Consider the following 15,428-nt stretch of genomic DNA (forward strand, 5'->3'; position numbering starts at 1 on the left):
GTGTGGCGGGCTGGTGAACCTGATCAGCCCGCCACACGTTGGCCTCTGTATGCGCCTGAGTTCGACGAGTAGGACGCCCCTCAAGCCGACCGGCAGGCACAATGGGTTCATGCGGCACCGGAGCATCGCGCTGATCGTCGCCACCGCCCTGCTGGCGGTGGGCTGCACCGCCCAGATCCCGGGGCGTCCCCGTGCCGCCAAGGTGGTGAAGAAGGAAGCCTCCACCGAGACCGTCCAGGTGCGCGGGTCGGACAACGGCCCGATCGACAAGCTGGCCGCGACCGCCCTCACGGACATCGACGACTTCTGGAAGACCTCGTTCCAGCAGACGTTCAACAAGCCGTGGAAGCCGCTGACCGGCGGGTACTACTCGGTCGACACGGCCGACGCGACGGCCAAGCCGCCACCGTGCACGCAGAAGGCCGCCGACGTGGAGGGCAACGCGTTCTACTGCCCGGCCGCCGACGCCATCGCCTGGGACCGCGCGTCCCTGCTGCCGGTGCTGCAGGACCGCTTCGGCGAGGCCGCGGTGGTCGTCGTGCTCGCGCACGAGGTCGGTCACGCGGTGCAGAACCGCATGGGCATCACGCCGGAGGCCGAGCGTCGCGACCCCGAGAAGTACCCGACGATTCTCACCGAGGCCCAGGCCGACTGCTTCGCGGGCGCGTTCGTCCGCAACATCACCGACGGCAAGTCCCAGCGCCTCGACATCGGCACGGACGCCCTGGACAAGGCGCTCGGCGCGTTGATCACGTTCCGCGACCCGGTCGGCACGTCGCCGGAGGACGAGCAGGCGCACGGCAGCGCGTTCGACCGCGTGGCGGCGTTCCAGGACGGCTACGAGCAGGGCGCCAAGTTCTGCGCCGCGATGTCGGTCCAGAACCGCACGTTCACGCAGCGCGCGTTCACGAACACGCGTGACCGGGCCAACGGCGGCAACCTGCCGTTCTCCGAGATGCTCGAGTCCGTGACGCCCGACCTCGACGGGTACTTCAAGGGCCTGGCGACGGCCGCGGGCAAGACCTGGTCCTCGCCGCGTGCGGAGTCCTCTCCGAAGGAACCGACCTGCTCCGGTGACCAGGGCCCGGTCGCGTACTGCCCGTCTGACAAGACCATCAAGATCGACACCAACGAAGAGCTGCCGATCCTGCACAAGGAGCTCGGCGACTACGCGACTGGCACGTTGATCGCGACCAGGTACGCGATGGCCGAGCTGGCCGTGCAGGGCAAGCCGACGGAGGGCGAGGGCGCCTCCGCGGCCGCTCTGTGCCTGGCCGGGGCGTACACGGGCGCGGTGTTCCAGCGCCAGGACGGTTTCGGGCTCTCGCCGGGTGACTTCGACGAGGCCGTGACCGTGCTGCTGCGCTTCGACTACGCGGCCCGTGACGCCAAGGGGGCGAACGCGGTGGATCCGGGCTTCGAGCGCGTCGCCCGGTTCCGCGAGGGTGTCTTCGAAGGCGCGAAGAAGTGCGGGGCCTGAGTCAGCGCCGTCCGACCGGTGCCTGGTCGGACACGACGGAGATCCGTGCGCCGGGGATCTTCAGCGTGCCGCCCCTGAGGTCCGTGTTGCGGACCGTGACCTCGGTGAAGACCGCGAACGGCACGTTCAGCGGTGGCGGGTGGGCGGCCGAGTAGTCCACCGGGATCTTGATCCCGAGGATGTCCAGGTTGCCCTTGAGCTGCACCGTGAACAGTTCGATCCGGCCTGACGACACCGTGGACGTGCTGCCCGGCCGTGCTGCCGTGATCAGCTTCGTCCCCGGCGAGATCTCACCGGACTGCACCAGGTCCTTGATCTTCATGTCGGTCGTCGTGAACTTCAGGACCTTGATGACCTGACCGTTCACCACCGTGTCGACGATCCCCGCGAAGTTGAGGCCTCCGAGCTCCAGCCGTGAGGCCGTGAGGGTCCACTCACGCCCTCCGCCCGCCACCGGGGCAGGGGCCGGTGGCGGGGGCGCCGGCGTCGATGGCGGCACCGTGCTCGGCGGAGGCTCCTGCACGGATGACGACGTCGGCGGTGGGGTGGAACTGCTGCTCGAGGTGGGCGGCGGCTCCGAGATCGTCGTCGTCGGGGCCGGTGAGCTGCTGCTCGACGGAGGCGGAGGTTCGGTGCTCGACGGCGGTTGCAACGCCAGCACCGCGACCACTGCCACCGCGGCCAGCGGCGGCGTTCGCATCATGTGGGCTGAACCCTCTGGGTCTGTTCGGGCTCGGCGCCGTCGTTGCGCTTCGCGGCCTTCGGCTTCTTGGGCTCGGTCGTCCACGCCACGGCGAGCGCACCCCCGAGCAGGCAGGACAGCGTGCCGACGACGAAGCCGCCGAGGTTGGACACCACGACCGCGACCAGCGACAGCAGCACCGTGACGATGCCCGCCGCGAGCCGGAACCTCGGCGCCACCCACAACGCCACCGCGCAGGCGAGCAGCACCGCGCCGATCAGCAACGCGGACACGCCGCCGAGCGTGTTGATCGAGATGACCATGTCGCCGAACTTCAGGGTGGCGAACGGCGGAGACAGGATGATCACGGCGCCGACCGCCACGAACAGGCCGGCCCAGAAGGGCCGGCCACGTCGCCATGCGGTGAAGGCGCGCCAGGCCCTCAGAAACACTCTTGCTTCCCCTGGCGGATCGACAGCTTCATGCCCTTGAACCTGATGGTCTGAGCCGTCGTCGACCACGCGGTCTGCTTGAGGCCGGTGATCTTCGCCGAGTCGGCCTGCAGACCGAAGGAGCCCGGCAGACCCCTCAGGTTCTCCGGTCCCTTGTTGACCTTGCTCGCGTCGATGCCGATGTCGGGAGCGCCCAGCTCCAGGTCACCGGACAGGTCGGTGAGGTTGACGACCAGGTTGTCGGCCGACATGCCGCCCACGCCGTCAGCGGTGATGCGCATCGTCACGTCGCCCACGATCGGCATGTTGGCGACGAACACCGACTGACAGAACTTGTTCAACGAGGCGGTCTTGAAGCCGCTGACCGCGACGACGTGCACCTGCCCGGCACCCGCGTCGATCCCGCCGAACTGAACGAATCCCTTGCCGTCCAGGTAGTCCGCGGACACCTTGAAATCTTGGCCGGACACCGCGAACGAGGCGGCCAGCGCTCCCTGGGACATGCCGAAGAGGAGGGCACCGACACCCACTGCACCGATACCGAGCACCCCTGCGAACCGTGCCCAGCGCGTTCTACCCATACCGCCTTACTCCTTCCACACCGAAGGCTTGCGAGGGCGACTGTGCGCTCGAAACATAGGCAGGACAACGAAAACGAGTCCGCGCAGTTTTGAAATCACCCCGGAGGGTGAGAAGGTTTCACGTTTGGCCCTGGTCCTTCGCGCACACGGCCGAACGACGCTTAGTAGGGTTCGCCCTCATGGGGATCGGACGAATCGCCGTCGCTTTGGTCGCAACCGCAGCGCTCACCGCCTGCGCCTCCGTGGTCGAGGGCGACCCGAAGGGCGAACGCCCCGACCCGACGAAAGTCGCCGGTCTGGAGATCTCCAACGGCCCCTCCGGCCCGAAGCAGGGCGTCCAGGACGCGGACCTCAGCGTGGAGAACGGCGACGGCGGCGAGATGGACCGCCTGGCCATCAACACCCTCGCCGACGTCCAGGAGTTCTGGACCGCCGAGATCCCCAAGTCGTTCGCGGGCAAGACCTTCGAGCCCGTGAAGCGCTTCATCTCCTACGACTCCAACGGCAAGGGCGTCGAGGTCTGCAAGCTCAACACCACCGGCGTCGCCAACGCCTTCTACTGCGCCCTGGACGACAGCATCACGTGGGACCGAGGCGAACTCCTCCCGATGCTCAAGGACGCCTTCGGCCCGATGGCCGTCGTGACGGTCCTGGCCCACGAGATGGGCCACGCCGTCCAGTACAAGCTGGGCCCGGCCTCGAACATCGGCGCCAACACCCCGTCGATCGTCAAGGAGCAGCAGGCCGACTGCTACACCGGCGTCTTCATGCGCTGGATCGCCGAGAACAAGTCCAAGCACTTCGAACTCTCCACCGGCGAGGGCCTGAACCAGGTCCTGCAGACGATGTTCTTCATCCGCGACTCCGCAGGCACCTCCTTCGAGAAGCAGGGAGCCCACGGCAGCGCGTTCGACCGAGTCTCGGCCTTCCAGTTCGGCTTCACCCGAGGCGCCGCCCGCTGCGCCGAGATCAACGAGGCCGAAATCAACAAGCGCATCACCGAACGCCCCTTCGACCTCTCCGACAAGGACCAGGGCCAGGGCCGCGGCAACGCCAGGATCGACCAGGACAAGTACCTGAAGGCCCTGGAGGAGTCCCTCCGCGACGCGTACAAGTCGAGCGGCGCAGCCTTCCCGTCCTTCGACAGGGCAGGCATCAAGCCTTGCAACGACGCCCAAACCACCTCCCCCGCCTCCTACTGCCCGGCGGTGAACGAGGTCCAGCTCGACCTCCCGTCCCTGGTGAAGATCGGCACGCCGCCCAAAAAGGGCACCAAGGGCGGCATCGGCGACTTCGCAGCGTTCGCCGTGATCGCCTCCCGCTTCTCCCTCTCCATCCAGCACGCCACAGGCTTCAAACTCGACGACGACGCAGCAGGCCAACGCACCGCCTGCCTGACCGGAGCCTGGGCAGGCCTGACGAACCGCCCAGACCCGGCCGCAGGCCTACGCCTCTCCCCAGGAGACCTCGACGAGGCAGTGGCCGAACTCCTGGCAGACGACAGCCTCATCGCAGCAGACGTGAACGGCAAAGCCGTCCCCTCGGGCTTCGCCAGGGTGGAAGCCTTCGGAGACGGCTTCTTCCGAGGCTCCTCGATCTGCGTGAAGAAGTATTCAATTTGATTCCAGCATCGACGCCCGTCGATACTTCCCCCGTGCTGACCGATGAAGCCGCGACCTACGCCTCGTGGTTCTCGACCCTGTCCGACCCCACCAGGGTCCGCCTGCTGCACCACGTGGCCTCAGCCCCCGGCGCAGTAACAGTCGGCGAACTGACCACCCTCCTGGGCGTGGGCCAGTCAACCTGCTCCCACCACGTCCGCAAGTTGGCAGAGGTCGGCTTCGTCCGCTTGGAGCGCGAGGGCACAACCACCCTCGTGACGGTCAACCCAGCGTGCTGCACGGGCCTCCCCCACGCCGCAGACGCAGTGATGGGCGCCCTCAGCACGGGTTCGGTAACCCCGGTCTCCGGCGTGACCATCCGCCCCATGACCGCCTCGGACTGGCCAGAAGTCCGCCGCATCTACGGCGAGGGCATAGCCACCGGCAACGCCACGTTCGAAACCGAAGTCCCATCCCGCCGCACGCTCGAATCCAAGTGGCTACCAGACCACCGCTGGATCGCAGAGCTGGACGGCGCCATCGCGGGCTGGGCGGCAGCAACCCCGGTCTCAGCCCGCGAGTGCTACGCCGGCGTGGCCGAGACGTCCATCTACGTGGGGGACGCCCACCAGGGCCGAGGCGTGGGCAAAACCCTGCTGCACCACCAGGTCTCCGCAGCAGACGCAGACGACCTGTGGACGCTGCAAGCAGTGATCTTCCCGGAGAACCGGGCCAGCATCGCCCTGCACCACAGGGCAGGCTTCCGCACTGTGGGCGTCAGAGAACGCATCGCCCAGCACCACGGCCAATGGCGAGACACAGTGCTGCTGGAGCGCCGCCGGGCTTGAGCAGGTGAACTACAGCCCCTACAGACGCTTGTGGGCAAAACGAGCCTGCAGTCGTCACGGTCGTGCATCTGTCGATGTGACCCGCCGTACCACTGAGGCAACTTCGTGTGATCCAGGTAACACCTCGGCTTGTGATTGCGAGTACGTGTTGAGACGAACGCCTTCCCGGCGCCGCCTTGCGTCTTCCAGCTCGCGCAAGAACAGAGACCGCCATGATCACAAACAAGAAGTTTCACCGTGAGACGTTCAGGCCTCGATCCGCATCTTTCGTCGCATTGGCGACCATCTTCATGGTGCTGACGCTTACTGCGGCGACATGCAGGCCAGTCGGGGTCAAGGTTGTACCTTACGGCACCCTCATCGGCGGGGGCACATATTGCCAGATCCGTCAGGGTTGCCGAATCGGCTGACGTTCGTGACCTAGCGGCTCGGTTTGCATGAGGCCGTCGCGGCTTCATCCAGATCTTTCGGCGTTTTCGGGTCACTCTCGGTGGTCACCAGAGCAGCTGGTACCTGAAGGACGACAACCTGACCTTCTACGCGCTTGACGAAACTCAAGGTACTACCTCGTCCAACGACCAAGCCGTGAACCGAACGCTGACCTGAACTCTCCACAAACATCGCTGGAGCCTGCTGAGGTGGCCCAATCCAATCTATTCGCGCATAATCCGCCGAGATGTCCAGAATTGTCAAGCCGTAGAAATCGAACGGTTCAACACTACATCCGCGGAGTGCACGCCCATTTGCCTGGTAGTGCGCAAAACTGTTGAGCGCTGTAGCTAGAACTATCGCGCCAGCAAGGGCCGTCACAAATAGCCTGAAGGTTCGCCCAAACGACCCGAAGCGGTCATAGAACCTGTCGCTGGTCAAGGTGATGACCCCTACCAAAATCAACACAAAGATCAATATGACATAATGCACCGTCCGTGGATACAGCCTCGCCAGCAGCAGGCCGGTGACAGCAGTCAGAAATGCTCGGAGAATCAACGGGAGAACCGCCCACACCTTGCTCAAGAGTCGGTTGAGACCCGAACCCGACGGTCGCCCCCTCCCAAAACCACTCTCCCTCCGCTCAATAAATGACGACAATGCTGTGATCGCCACAAAAAGGAGCACAAGCAAGACAAGTCCAACAGATCGACTCAACACGTAGGCATTGGTGATCCCAACATCCTCAGGCGTGACACCCAATGTCGCATAGTAACGCCGGTAGGCGATAAACAGGGTGGCAAACAAGATTATGCCAGGTGCAGCAGCGAATTTAAGAATGAGTTCAAGTGTGGCCTGATGCCGACCTAGCGGTTCGCGCCCACCAGAACGAGCGCGATTTCTCCTGCCACCAGAGATAGACATGATGGCCACCCTTCGTCATCCGACCAAGCGGGATCCTATTCGATGACATTCCGGCGCGCGCGGCGGAAACGAAGCGTTTGTGGCAGCCGTCAGGCTGGCACAACCCGAATACGCCTAGGCGGCGCGCGCGTGTACGAGGCGGTTCAAGCTTGCTTGGCTCGGGACCGTCGAGGGTCGCCGCCACGACTCACTGAGCCCTGCCGCAGCGAGTTGTTCGGTCCGCCGGTAGAGGGGAAGGTGCCTCTGCCACACCACCTGGCCTACCTTGTCCGCCTGCGGAGTGGCTGGCGCTGCGAAAAGGCGAAGCCGAACCGCACGCCTACGCAACCGGCAGCCGCCCAAAGCAACAGGCGTGCCACCAACCCGCGCGCGGCGCTGGCCGGTCTTTGATCAGATTGGCGGGGTCTGGGGCGGAGCTCCCAGAAATCTTGAAACAGGAACAGACCCGCCCAAACGCAACCAACCTACGAACACAAAACCGGCAGCCGCCAACGCACCAGGGAGACAACCAACAAAACCGACGCAATCAGTAAAGAGCAGACGCCAGGTTCCGCCGAGCCGCAGCCACCCGAGGATCATCCGCAGGGAACAACTCGAACAGCCCGACCAAGTGCTGCCGAACCCGATCCCGATCATCCCCATAAACCCGCCGAACCACATCGACAAGCCGCTTGAAGGCTTCGTCGACCTGCTGCAACGCGACCTGAGCGTCCGCAGCAGCCAACTGAGCCTCAACATCCTCAGGCGCAGCATCAGCCTTGGCGATCACAGCAGGATCCACCGACTCGGCCCGCTCAGCAAACCGAGCCTGGGCCAACCCTTCCTTGGCCAACTCATTCCCAGGCTCAGAAGCCAGAATCTGCGAGTAGAACGACTGAGCAGCCGCGTAGTCGCCCCGCTCAAAAGCCTCCTCAGCAGCAACGATCCGAGGGTCCTCGACCACTTCCTCCTCAACGGGAGCAGTAGCCCGAGCCTCCCCAGCCCGAATCCCGGGCAACCGATCCCGCAAAGCATCCAGCAACCGAGCAATCCACTGCGTCAACTCCGCATCAGCAATGGGCCCAGCAAACGCATCAATGGGCTGACCAGCAGCAACAGCCACCGTGGTCGGCACGGACTGCACCCCGAACGCCTGCCCGATCCGAGGCGCCTGCTCCAAATCGACCCGAGCAAGAATCCACGAGCCACCGGACGAGGTAGCCAGCCGAGTCAGCGAAGCAGCCAGCTGCTGCGACTCCGGGCTGTACGAGGCCCCCAGCAGCACCACGACGGGCACCTGCAGGGACTGCTCGACCACGGCCTGGAACGAGGCCTCGGTGACGTCCACGATCCACGGCGCGGAGCCGTTGTCGGGCCCACCAGGCCCACCCGGCCCAGCCGGCCCACCCGCGGGAGCAGCGGGCATGGCGGCGGCCTGGCGGGCGGCGTCGGCGCGCGCCTTCAGGGCACCCAGATCGACAGCGCCCGAGAGCGCGGCGGACAGAGCGGCGGTCTTGCGAGGATCAGGCCTTGTCACGTGTTCCATCCTGGCACGGCTAGTTCCCGGACCGGGTCCAGGGCCATCGGGTTGACGCGCATCGCCTCGTTGGCCGAAGCGATGCGGAGAGCGAGCGGCGTCATCAGGTCGATGAACCGCGAAGTTCGAGACGCGCCCAGCGCCTCCCACGGTGCGAGAGCAGCAGCATCGGTTGCGCGCTCCACCGCGGCGAGGTCGCCGGGAACGTCGGCTTCCTCCCACTCCTCGACTGTCCAACCACGCGCGGCCCGCATGTATGCCGGATCGAGGGAATGTTCCCGCGCGTAGAGCGCAAGCGCTTGGCACGGGCCCACGCCGTGCGCGACCAGGGCGGCCACGTGGCCGTCACCGCGGGCCTCGCGCAGGATCGTGCAGGCGTGCCACAGGGCCAGATGAGGTTCAGCGGGCCACGGCAGCGCGCGGTTCGCGGCCGCCAGCGGACGTCCGGCCAGAGGGGCGGCCAGAGCCGCGGCCCGAGCAAGCGTTGCGGCCTCGGCGATCTCCGGTGTGTCGACGGAGCCCAGCATCCGGCGCAACGCCCCGTCCACGCCCTCCAGCCGCACGCGCAGGTACTCGGCAGGCGACGCCACCGCCCACGCGTCGGGCAGTGCGCGGGAGACCATGCGCGGGGCGAAGTTGTAGAAGACGGCCGTCACCAGCTCCGGCGGCGCCGCGCCCAGCGGTGCCGCGCGCATGCCGAAGTAGCCCATCCAGCCGCCCTTGCAGCCCAGCGCGTCGGTCGCGGCGCGGGATTCGGGCGTGAAGTACGTGACGTCGTGGTAGGGCTCGAACCTCAACCACAGCTGCCTCGCGTCCACGCCCGACACGCTAACCCAGTGAACGCCCGCGCACGGATCCCCTCACCGGGGCGGCGTAGAGCGTTCGGCCATCCGAGACCTCACGACGAGTCGGAGAGGTGTTCCTCGATCCGCTGCACCTTGGCCGCCAACTGGCCGGTGTAGCCGGGCCGGATGTCCGCCTTGAGCACGAGGGACACGCGCGGAGCACTGGCCTGGACGGCCTCTGTCGCGCGCTTGACCACGTCCATCACCTCGTCCCACTCCCCCTCGATCAAGGTGAACATCGCGTTCGTCTCGTTGGGCAGGCCGGACTCCCGCACGATCCGCACGGCCTCGGCGACGGCCTTGGCGACGCTTCCCGACGAGTCCGAACCGGACGGAGCGACGCTGAACGCGACAAGCACACGTGCCTCCTGATGATCCATCGGTGGTACTGACTGGTAGCTTCGGTGCCCATGACACCGCTGCCGTTCGATCCGATCGCCCGCGCGGCCGAGCTGTGGGACGACCGGGTGGGTTCCTCCACGTCGATGGCCGCCGTCACGAGCGTCATGCGTGTCCAGCAAATCATCCAGTCCGCCGTGGACGCAGCCCTCAAGCCGCACGGCCTCACGTTCGCGCGCTACGAGGCGTTGGTGCTCCTCTACTTCTCCCGCAAGGGCGCACTGCCGATGCGGGTCATGGGCGAGCGCCTCCAGCTGCACCCCACGAGCGTGACCAACATCGTCGACAGGCTGGAGAGCGACGGCCTCGTCCGCCGCACCCCGCACCCGACGGACCGCCGCACCACGCTCGTCGAGATCACCGACGCCGGCCTGAAGCGCCGTGAGGACGCGACCGCGGCGGTCGTCGAGGTGAACCTGGGCCTCAAGGGCCTCACCGACCGGCAGACCGAGCAGCTCACCGAGCTGCTGGCGAAGGTCCGCAGGGCCAGCGGCGACTTCGAGGACTGAAAACCGTTTGGGCACCGGCCGCGCACTGTGGCCTGATGGGTTCATGCACTGGGAACGCCCGGACCGGTCGATCATCGCCCTCGTCAGCGCCCCCAGCGGCTTCGCCGGCCGCACCGACCCGATCCCCGTCGACACCTCGGACTGGAACCACGTCGAGCCCGTCAACGCGGTCCTGCGCGACCTGCTCGGCGTGCCGACCAGCGTGCTGCGCCTCGTGTCGGTAGACGGCGGCAGTGCCCCGTTCGGCGGCGTCGTCACCTACCACGTCGAGGCGCACGGCGAACCCGACCGCACGCACCTGAAGCCCGCCGCCGAACCGGAACCCGACGCCGAGCACAGGCTGCCGTGGGCCCGGCTCGGCGGGCCGTCGGAGCTGGTCGACTGGGCCGACGCGGTCATCACCCGCACCGGACCGGCCGTCCAGGTCAGGACCTGGAACCTGTCCAGCGTGCACCGGCTGCCCACCGCGGACGGTCCCGTGTGGCTGAAGGCCGTCCCGCCGTTCTTCGCCGACGAGGGCACGGTGATCAAGATGGTTGCCGCGCACGACCCGACCCTGGTGCCCGAGGTGCTCGCCAGCGCACCGAACCGCGTGCTGCTGAGCCAGGCCGGCAGCGGCAACTGCTGGCGCCTGACCGAGGAGATGGTCGAGCAGGTCGTGCCGCGCTGGGTCGCGGTGCAGCACGCGCTCGCGGGTGAGCCGCAGCTCCGGCCGACGACGGTGCCGATGCCGTCGTTCGGGCTGCCGGACACGCTGACCCACGGCGACTTCCACTCCGGCAACTGGCGCGACAGCGGTGTGGTGATCGACTGGTCCGACGCGTGCTGGGGCCACCCGGCGCTCGACGCGTGCCGGCTCATGGAGTTCAACCCGCAGCTGAGTGAGGCGATCGGCCGGGTGTGGAGTGAAGCGTGGCTCGCCCACCTGCCGGACAGTCAGCCGCTCGCGGCGCTCGACGTCGCCCGCCGGGCCTCACGCCTGCACAACGCGGTGAAGTACCAGGAGTTCCTCGACAACATCGAGGCCTCCGAGCGCATCTACCACGAGGGCGATCCGGAGACCGAGCTCAGAGCTGTTCGGGCGCTGCCTCGTTGAGACGGCCGGTCTTCGAAGCCCAGCGCTCGAAGATCACCGTGCCGAACGGCGGGATGCTCGATAGCAGGCCGAGGAGCAGCGTGCGGCCGTCCCACTTCAGCGGCTCCTTCGCCATCAGCGTGACGAGCACGAAGCCGACGAAGATGACGCCGTGGATCGGGCCGAAGATCTTCACGCCGATCTCGTTCTGCACGACGACGTACTTGAAGAACATCCCGAGCAGCAGGCCGGCCCAGGAGATCGCCTCGGCCAGGGCGAAGATGCGGAACCGTCCAACCGCGGTGGAGAACGTCATGGCTCCCCATCATGAACCGTGACAGGGAGCACAACGCACCTGGGGGTGTCCTATTCCTCCCATTTGAAGACGCGTGAGGCCAGGAACCCGACGACCAGAGCGAACCCGGTCAGGATCGCCGCCGGCACCGCCAGTGCCTCGATCCCCTTGCCCCGCACCAGCACGTCGAGCATGCCGTCGTTCATGTGCCGCAACGGGAAGATCTTCGACACGGTCTGCAACCACGCCGGCGCCTGGTCGACGGGGAAGAACGTCCCGGACAGGAACGCCATCGGCAGCACGACGATGTTCGCCGCGGCCGACGCCGCCTCCTCGGTCTTCGCGAACGCGCCGACCAGCATGCCGAGCGCGAAGAACGCGATGGTTCCCAGCATCAGCAACGGAATCGCGAGCCACCACTGCCCGGACAGCTTCAGCCCGAACAGCGGCAGCGACGCGACACCGACGAAGACCCCGCCCTGCACCAGCGCCACGCCGGCACTGACCAGCAACCGCGACGACAGCACCGAGGTGGCCGAGACGGGCGCGAGCCGGATGCGTCGCAGCACCTGCTTGCGCCGCCACGACACGAGCGTCAGCGCCGAACCGAACACCGCGGACACCGCGATGCCCCACGACAGGATGCCCGGCGTGAGGTACTGGATCGGCTTGAGCGAGGCGTCCTCGACCTTCTCCGCGGCGAACGTGAAGCGCGGCGGCTGACCGGTCGCGGCGAGGTTCGCCTTGTCCACGAACCCGTTGATGATCCCGAGCACGGTCGCCGACTTGACCTGGTCGCTCTGCGCGAACCGCACGTCGAGCTGCTGGCCGTGCACGATCAGCGCGGCGGGCAGATCGCCGTCCTTCACCTTCTGCACCGCGGCATCGGCGTCGTTGTAGGGCTCCAGCTCCAGCACACCGCTGTCCCGCAACGCCGACACGACCGGACCGTCGCCGACCACCGCGATCTTGGTCTTGTCCGCGCCGACGTCGCGCAGGATCAGGCCGAAGATGACGAGGAACATCAACGGGAACAGGAAGGTGAAGAACAGCGTCACCTTGTCCCTGATGAACCCCTTGAACATCGCCAGCGAGAGCGTCTTGAACGCGGTCATGCGCGGTACTCCCGCCCGGTCAGGTTGAGGAACACGTCTTCGAGGGTGGCCGTGCGGACCTGCAGGCCGTCCAGCGCGCCCCGTTCGGCCAGCGCGGACAGCACGGGTGCCGGCCGGCGCGTGGAGATCGTCAGCGACACCTCGTCCTCGTGCGCCTCCTCCACACCTTCGAGCGCGGAGGCGTCCACGACGGACAGCACGCCCTTCTGCAGCGTCACGTGCGTCGGCGCGTCCAAGCCGCGCACCAGCACCGCGGGCGGGTCGAGCGCGAGGATCCTGCCGTTGTCCATGATGGCCACGCGGTCGCAGAGGATCTCGGCCTCGTCGAGGTAGTGCGTGGTGTACACGATGGTCTTGCCGCGCTCCTGGATCGCGCGCAGCACGTCCCAGAGGTTGCGACGCGCCTGAGGATCCAGCGCGGCGGTCGGTTCGTCCAGGAAGACGATGTCCGGGTCGTGCACGAGCGCGCAGGCGATCGAGAGCCGCTGACGCTGGCCGCCGGAGAGCTTGTTCTCCTGCTCGTTCGCCTTGTCGGCCAGCCCGACGAGCTCGAGCATGTCCGCGGCCGTCCCGTGGCTCACGCCGTAGAGCGAGCCGAACGTCTGCAGCTGCTCCTTCGCGGTCAGCTTCTCGAAGAACGACGACGCCTGGAGCTGCACACCGATGCGCGGCAACAACTTCACGTTGCGCGGCCACGGACTCTCACCGAGCAGCCGCACCTCGCCACCGTCGGGCTCGCGCAGCCCCTCGATGATCTCCAGCGTAGTCGTCTTCCCGGCGCCGTTGGGCCCCAGGATCCCGAAGAACTCCCCCTCGGCCACGGTGAACGAGACGCCGTCCACCGCTTTCAGCTCGCCGTAGCTCTTGCGGACGTCCCGCACCACGACAGCCGATCGTTCCTCCGTCATGGCGGGGACGTTAGGTCAGCGCAGGCCAGGTGCTGTGGTGAAACGACGAAAGTCGCAGCGAAGTCGAGACGAACGAGCTAGCGCCTGTATCGAAGTAGAGCGGCTCAGGCCTACCGGACATATTTTTGGCGCGAAAAGCACGTTGGGGCCATCTATCGGCCCGAACGTGCTTTTCGCGCCAAACAGCAGGGGCTTGGTGCGGACTTCGATACAGGCGCTGGTCCCGGTTTTGGCTTTTGCCGGGGCTGACGACGGGGCAACTCGAGAAGCACGGTCGTTGACGCGCAACAGCTTCGCGGGACACGGCACTGCGACGAGCCACGGGTCATCGGCGGGTGAAGATCCGTTCAACGGCGACCCGCCCCAGGAACAGCAGGTTGCCCAGCACGTAACGGCGGAACAGCCGCTTCGGCTCCAGCAGCAGCCGGTACACCCACTCGACCCCCGCCTTCCGCATCCACTCGGGAGCGCGGGAGACCTTGCCCGCGGCGAAGTCCAGGAACGCGCCGACCGCGACCCCCAGGTAGGCGCCGGTGGCCCCGAGGTGCTGGTCCAGCCACAACTCCTGCTTCGGGTTGCCCATCGCCACGATGAGCACTTTGGTGCTGCTCTCCTTGATCTGGCGCAGGATCCCGGCCTCGTCGGCGCGGCCGAAGAACCCGTGCCGGCAGCCCGCAACCCGGAGCCGGGGGATCCGTGTGGTGAGGTTTTTCGCAGCCGCCTCCGCGATCCCCGGTTCTCCGCCGAGGAAGAACACCGGTGCGTCACGCTCCGCTGCCAGCTCCAGGATTCTCGGGGTGAGGTCGGTGCCGTTGAGGTTGTCCGGAAAGCGTTTCCCCTGCACCTTCGCGGCGATCGCCAGCCCGGATCCGTCGTTCAGCACGAGCGCCGCGCTGTCCAGAACTCTCCGGTAGGCGGGGTTGACGCTGGCCACGTTGAGCGAGTGAGCGTTCGCATAGGCCAGCAACGACGGGCCCGGCGAGTCGATGAGCTCGCCGACTGCGGCGAGCACCTGGTTCCTGGGCAGGCAAGCCACCCGAATGCCGAGCACAGTCACTGCAGGGACGTGCGAGTGCATGCAAGTATTTTGCCCTCAAACGAGGAGTGGCAGCATCGGCTGATGTGGTGACGAGAGGTGAACTTCAGGACCGGGGCTAGGTGAGGGCGAGCTTCACGCCGAGCGCCGCGAACGACGCGGCGAAGAACCGGCGCAGCCACACCATCACGCGCGGCCGGGCCAGCACGCGGTCCCGCATCGACGCCGCGAACACGCCGTAGACGGCGAAGACCACGAACGTCAGCGCCATGAACACCGCGCTCAACGTGACCATCTGACTCAGGCCGGTCGCGAACTGCGGCAGGAACGCCACGAAGAAGATCGTCAGCTTCGGGTTGAGCAGGTTGATCAGCACCGCCGAGACCACGACCTTCTTCGCGGACGTTGGTGCCGCAGAGGTGTCCACGACGAGCTCGCTCTTGTCCCGCAACGTGGTCCACGCCAGGTACACCAGGTACGCGACGCCGAGGTACTTCACGATCTCGAACGCCAGCGCGCTGGCGTGCAGCAATGCCGCGAGGCCGGTGACGGTGGCCAGCACGTGCGGCACGATGCCCAGGGTGCAGCCGAACGCGGCGATCACGCTCGCCCTGCGGCCGCGGGACAGACCGGCGGACAACGTGTACAGCACACCGGTGCCGGGAGTGGCGACCGCGATCAACGTCGTGATCAGGAAGGCGAGGCTCATGCCGCTCACCATCCCGTCCAAGCG

17 protein-coding genes are annotated in these 15,428 nt (G+C 66.9%); 5 read left to right on the forward strand and 12 right to left on the reverse strand.

Annotated elements, in window-relative coordinates; all coding sequences use genetic code 11:
- Positions 1-109: 109 nt before the first annotated feature.
- Positions 110-1,480 carry a neutral zinc metallopeptidase gene (locus tag ACFOWZ_RS20195; protein ID WP_382374616.1) on the forward strand — a complete coding sequence of 457 codons (1,371 nt, stop codon included), beginning with the start codon at positions 110-112 and terminating at the stop codon, positions 1,478-1,480.
- A gap of 1 nt (position 1,481) precedes the next feature.
- Here the strand turns inward: ACFOWZ_RS20195 and ACFOWZ_RS20200 are convergent, their stop codons facing one another.
- Genes ACFOWZ_RS20200 through ACFOWZ_RS20210 form a run of 3 tightly spaced genes read right to left on the reverse strand, consistent with a single transcriptional unit; the run spans position 1,482 to position 3,195 of the window.
- Positions 1,482-2,183, reverse strand: coding sequence for a hypothetical protein (locus ACFOWZ_RS20200; RefSeq protein ID WP_382374618.1), 702 nt, complete (start codon positions 2,181-2,183; stop codon positions 1,482-1,484).
- Entirely contained in the window at positions 2,180-2,683 is a 504-nt protein-coding gene (locus ACFOWZ_RS20205) for a DUF6114 domain-containing protein (RefSeq protein ID WP_382374620.1), read from the reverse strand. Before ACFOWZ_RS20205 ends, ACFOWZ_RS20200 begins: the two co-directional genes overlap by 4 nt.
- Positions 2,605-3,195, reverse strand: coding sequence for a DUF6230 family protein (locus ACFOWZ_RS20210; RefSeq protein ID WP_382374622.1), 591 nt, complete (start codon positions 3,193-3,195; stop codon positions 2,605-2,607). Before ACFOWZ_RS20210 ends, ACFOWZ_RS20205 begins: the two co-directional genes overlap by 79 nt.
- Before the next feature lie 179 nt (positions 3,196-3,374).
- On the opposite strand from ACFOWZ_RS20210, the gene ACFOWZ_RS20215 reads away from it, so the two are divergent.
- Together ACFOWZ_RS20215 and ACFOWZ_RS20220 are read left to right on the forward strand one after the other, a co-directional pair.
- Positions 3,375-4,817 carry a neutral zinc metallopeptidase gene (locus tag ACFOWZ_RS20215; protein WP_382374624.1) on the forward strand — a complete coding sequence of 481 codons (1,443 nt, stop codon included), beginning with the start codon at positions 3,375-3,377 and terminating at the stop codon, positions 4,815-4,817.
- Positions 4,818-4,849: 32 nt separating this feature from the next.
- Complete coding sequence (locus ACFOWZ_RS20220; RefSeq protein WP_382374626.1) at positions 4,850-5,644, forward strand: helix-turn-helix domain-containing GNAT family N-acetyltransferase; 795 nt, start codon at positions 4,850-4,852, stop codon at positions 5,642-5,644.
- A gap of 420 nt (positions 5,645-6,064) precedes the next feature.
- Here ACFOWZ_RS20220 and ACFOWZ_RS20225 read toward each other — a convergent pair whose 3' ends face one another.
- The 4 genes from ACFOWZ_RS20225 to ACFOWZ_RS20240 all read right to left on the reverse strand — a co-directional run bounded on the left by ACFOWZ_RS20225 (position 6,065) and on the right by ACFOWZ_RS20240 (position 9,717).
- Positions 6,065-6,997 carry a hypothetical protein gene (locus ACFOWZ_RS20225; protein WP_382374628.1) on the reverse strand — a complete coding sequence of 311 codons (933 nt, stop codon included), beginning with the start codon at positions 6,995-6,997 and terminating at the stop codon, positions 6,065-6,067.
- Positions 6,998-7,523: 526 nt separating this feature from the next.
- The gene (locus ACFOWZ_RS20230) at positions 7,524-8,513 is read right to left on the reverse strand and encodes a co-chaperone YbbN (RefSeq protein WP_382374630.1); all 990 of its coding nucleotides are present in this window, start codon (positions 8,511-8,513) and stop codon (positions 7,524-7,526) included.
- The gene (locus ACFOWZ_RS20235; protein ID WP_382374632.1) at positions 8,510-9,331 is read right to left on the reverse strand and encodes an SCO6745 family protein; all 822 of its coding nucleotides are present in this window, start codon (positions 9,329-9,331) and stop codon (positions 8,510-8,512) included. Before ACFOWZ_RS20235 ends, ACFOWZ_RS20230 begins: the two co-directional genes overlap by 4 nt.
- Positions 9,332-9,411: 80 nt before the next feature.
- Positions 9,412-9,717, reverse strand: a complete 306-nt coding sequence (locus tag ACFOWZ_RS20240; protein WP_382374634.1) for an MTH1187 family thiamine-binding protein — start codon at positions 9,715-9,717, stop codon at positions 9,412-9,414.
- A 51-nt stretch (positions 9,718-9,768) separates the two neighbouring features.
- Between ACFOWZ_RS20240 and ACFOWZ_RS20245 the strand changes: the two genes are divergently transcribed.
- Both ACFOWZ_RS20245 and ACFOWZ_RS20250 read left to right on the forward strand, forming a co-directional pair.
- Complete coding sequence (locus ACFOWZ_RS20245) at positions 9,769-10,266, forward strand: MarR family winged helix-turn-helix transcriptional regulator (protein WP_035910332.1); 498 nt, start codon at positions 9,769-9,771, stop codon at positions 10,264-10,266.
- 43 nt (positions 10,267-10,309) lie between these two features.
- Entirely contained in the window at positions 10,310-11,362 is a 1,053-nt protein-coding gene (locus ACFOWZ_RS20250; RefSeq protein ID WP_382374637.1) for a phosphotransferase, read from the forward strand.
- Here ACFOWZ_RS20250 and ACFOWZ_RS20255 read toward each other — a convergent pair.
- The 5 genes from ACFOWZ_RS20255 to ACFOWZ_RS20275 form a co-directional block, all read right to left on the reverse strand.
- Positions 11,334-11,657: a DUF3817 domain-containing protein gene (locus tag ACFOWZ_RS20255; protein ID WP_030467793.1), complete on the reverse strand. Its 324-nt coding sequence runs from the start codon at positions 11,655-11,657 to the stop codon at positions 11,334-11,336. The genes ACFOWZ_RS20250 and ACFOWZ_RS20255 overlap by 29 nt on opposite strands.
- Before the next feature lie 50 nt (positions 11,658-11,707).
- Positions 11,708-12,751 carry an ABC transporter permease gene (locus ACFOWZ_RS20260; protein WP_382374639.1) on the reverse strand — a complete coding sequence of 348 codons (1,044 nt, stop codon included), beginning with the start codon at positions 12,749-12,751 and terminating at the stop codon, positions 11,708-11,710.
- Positions 12,748-13,659, reverse strand: coding sequence for an ABC transporter ATP-binding protein (locus tag ACFOWZ_RS20265; protein ID WP_382374641.1), 912 nt, complete (start codon positions 13,657-13,659; stop codon positions 12,748-12,750). The genes ACFOWZ_RS20260 and ACFOWZ_RS20265 overlap by 4 nt, the downstream gene beginning before the upstream one ends.
- 325 nt (positions 13,660-13,984) lie before the next feature.
- Complete coding sequence (locus ACFOWZ_RS20270; RefSeq protein WP_382374643.1) at positions 13,985-14,737, reverse strand: WecB/TagA/CpsF family glycosyltransferase; 753 nt, start codon at positions 14,735-14,737, stop codon at positions 13,985-13,987.
- 76 nt (positions 14,738-14,813) lie between these two features.
- The gene (locus ACFOWZ_RS20275) at positions 14,814-15,404 is read right to left on the reverse strand and encodes a LysE family translocator (RefSeq protein WP_382374645.1); all 591 of its coding nucleotides are present in this window, start codon (positions 15,402-15,404) and stop codon (positions 14,814-14,816) included.
- Between the last annotated feature and the right edge of the window lie 24 nt (positions 15,405-15,428).

Source organism: Lentzea rhizosphaerae, assembly GCF_042649515.1.
In the GTDB taxonomy this organism is placed as follows: Bacteria; Actinomycetota; Actinomycetes; order Mycobacteriales; family Pseudonocardiaceae; genus Lentzea; species Lentzea aerocolonigenes.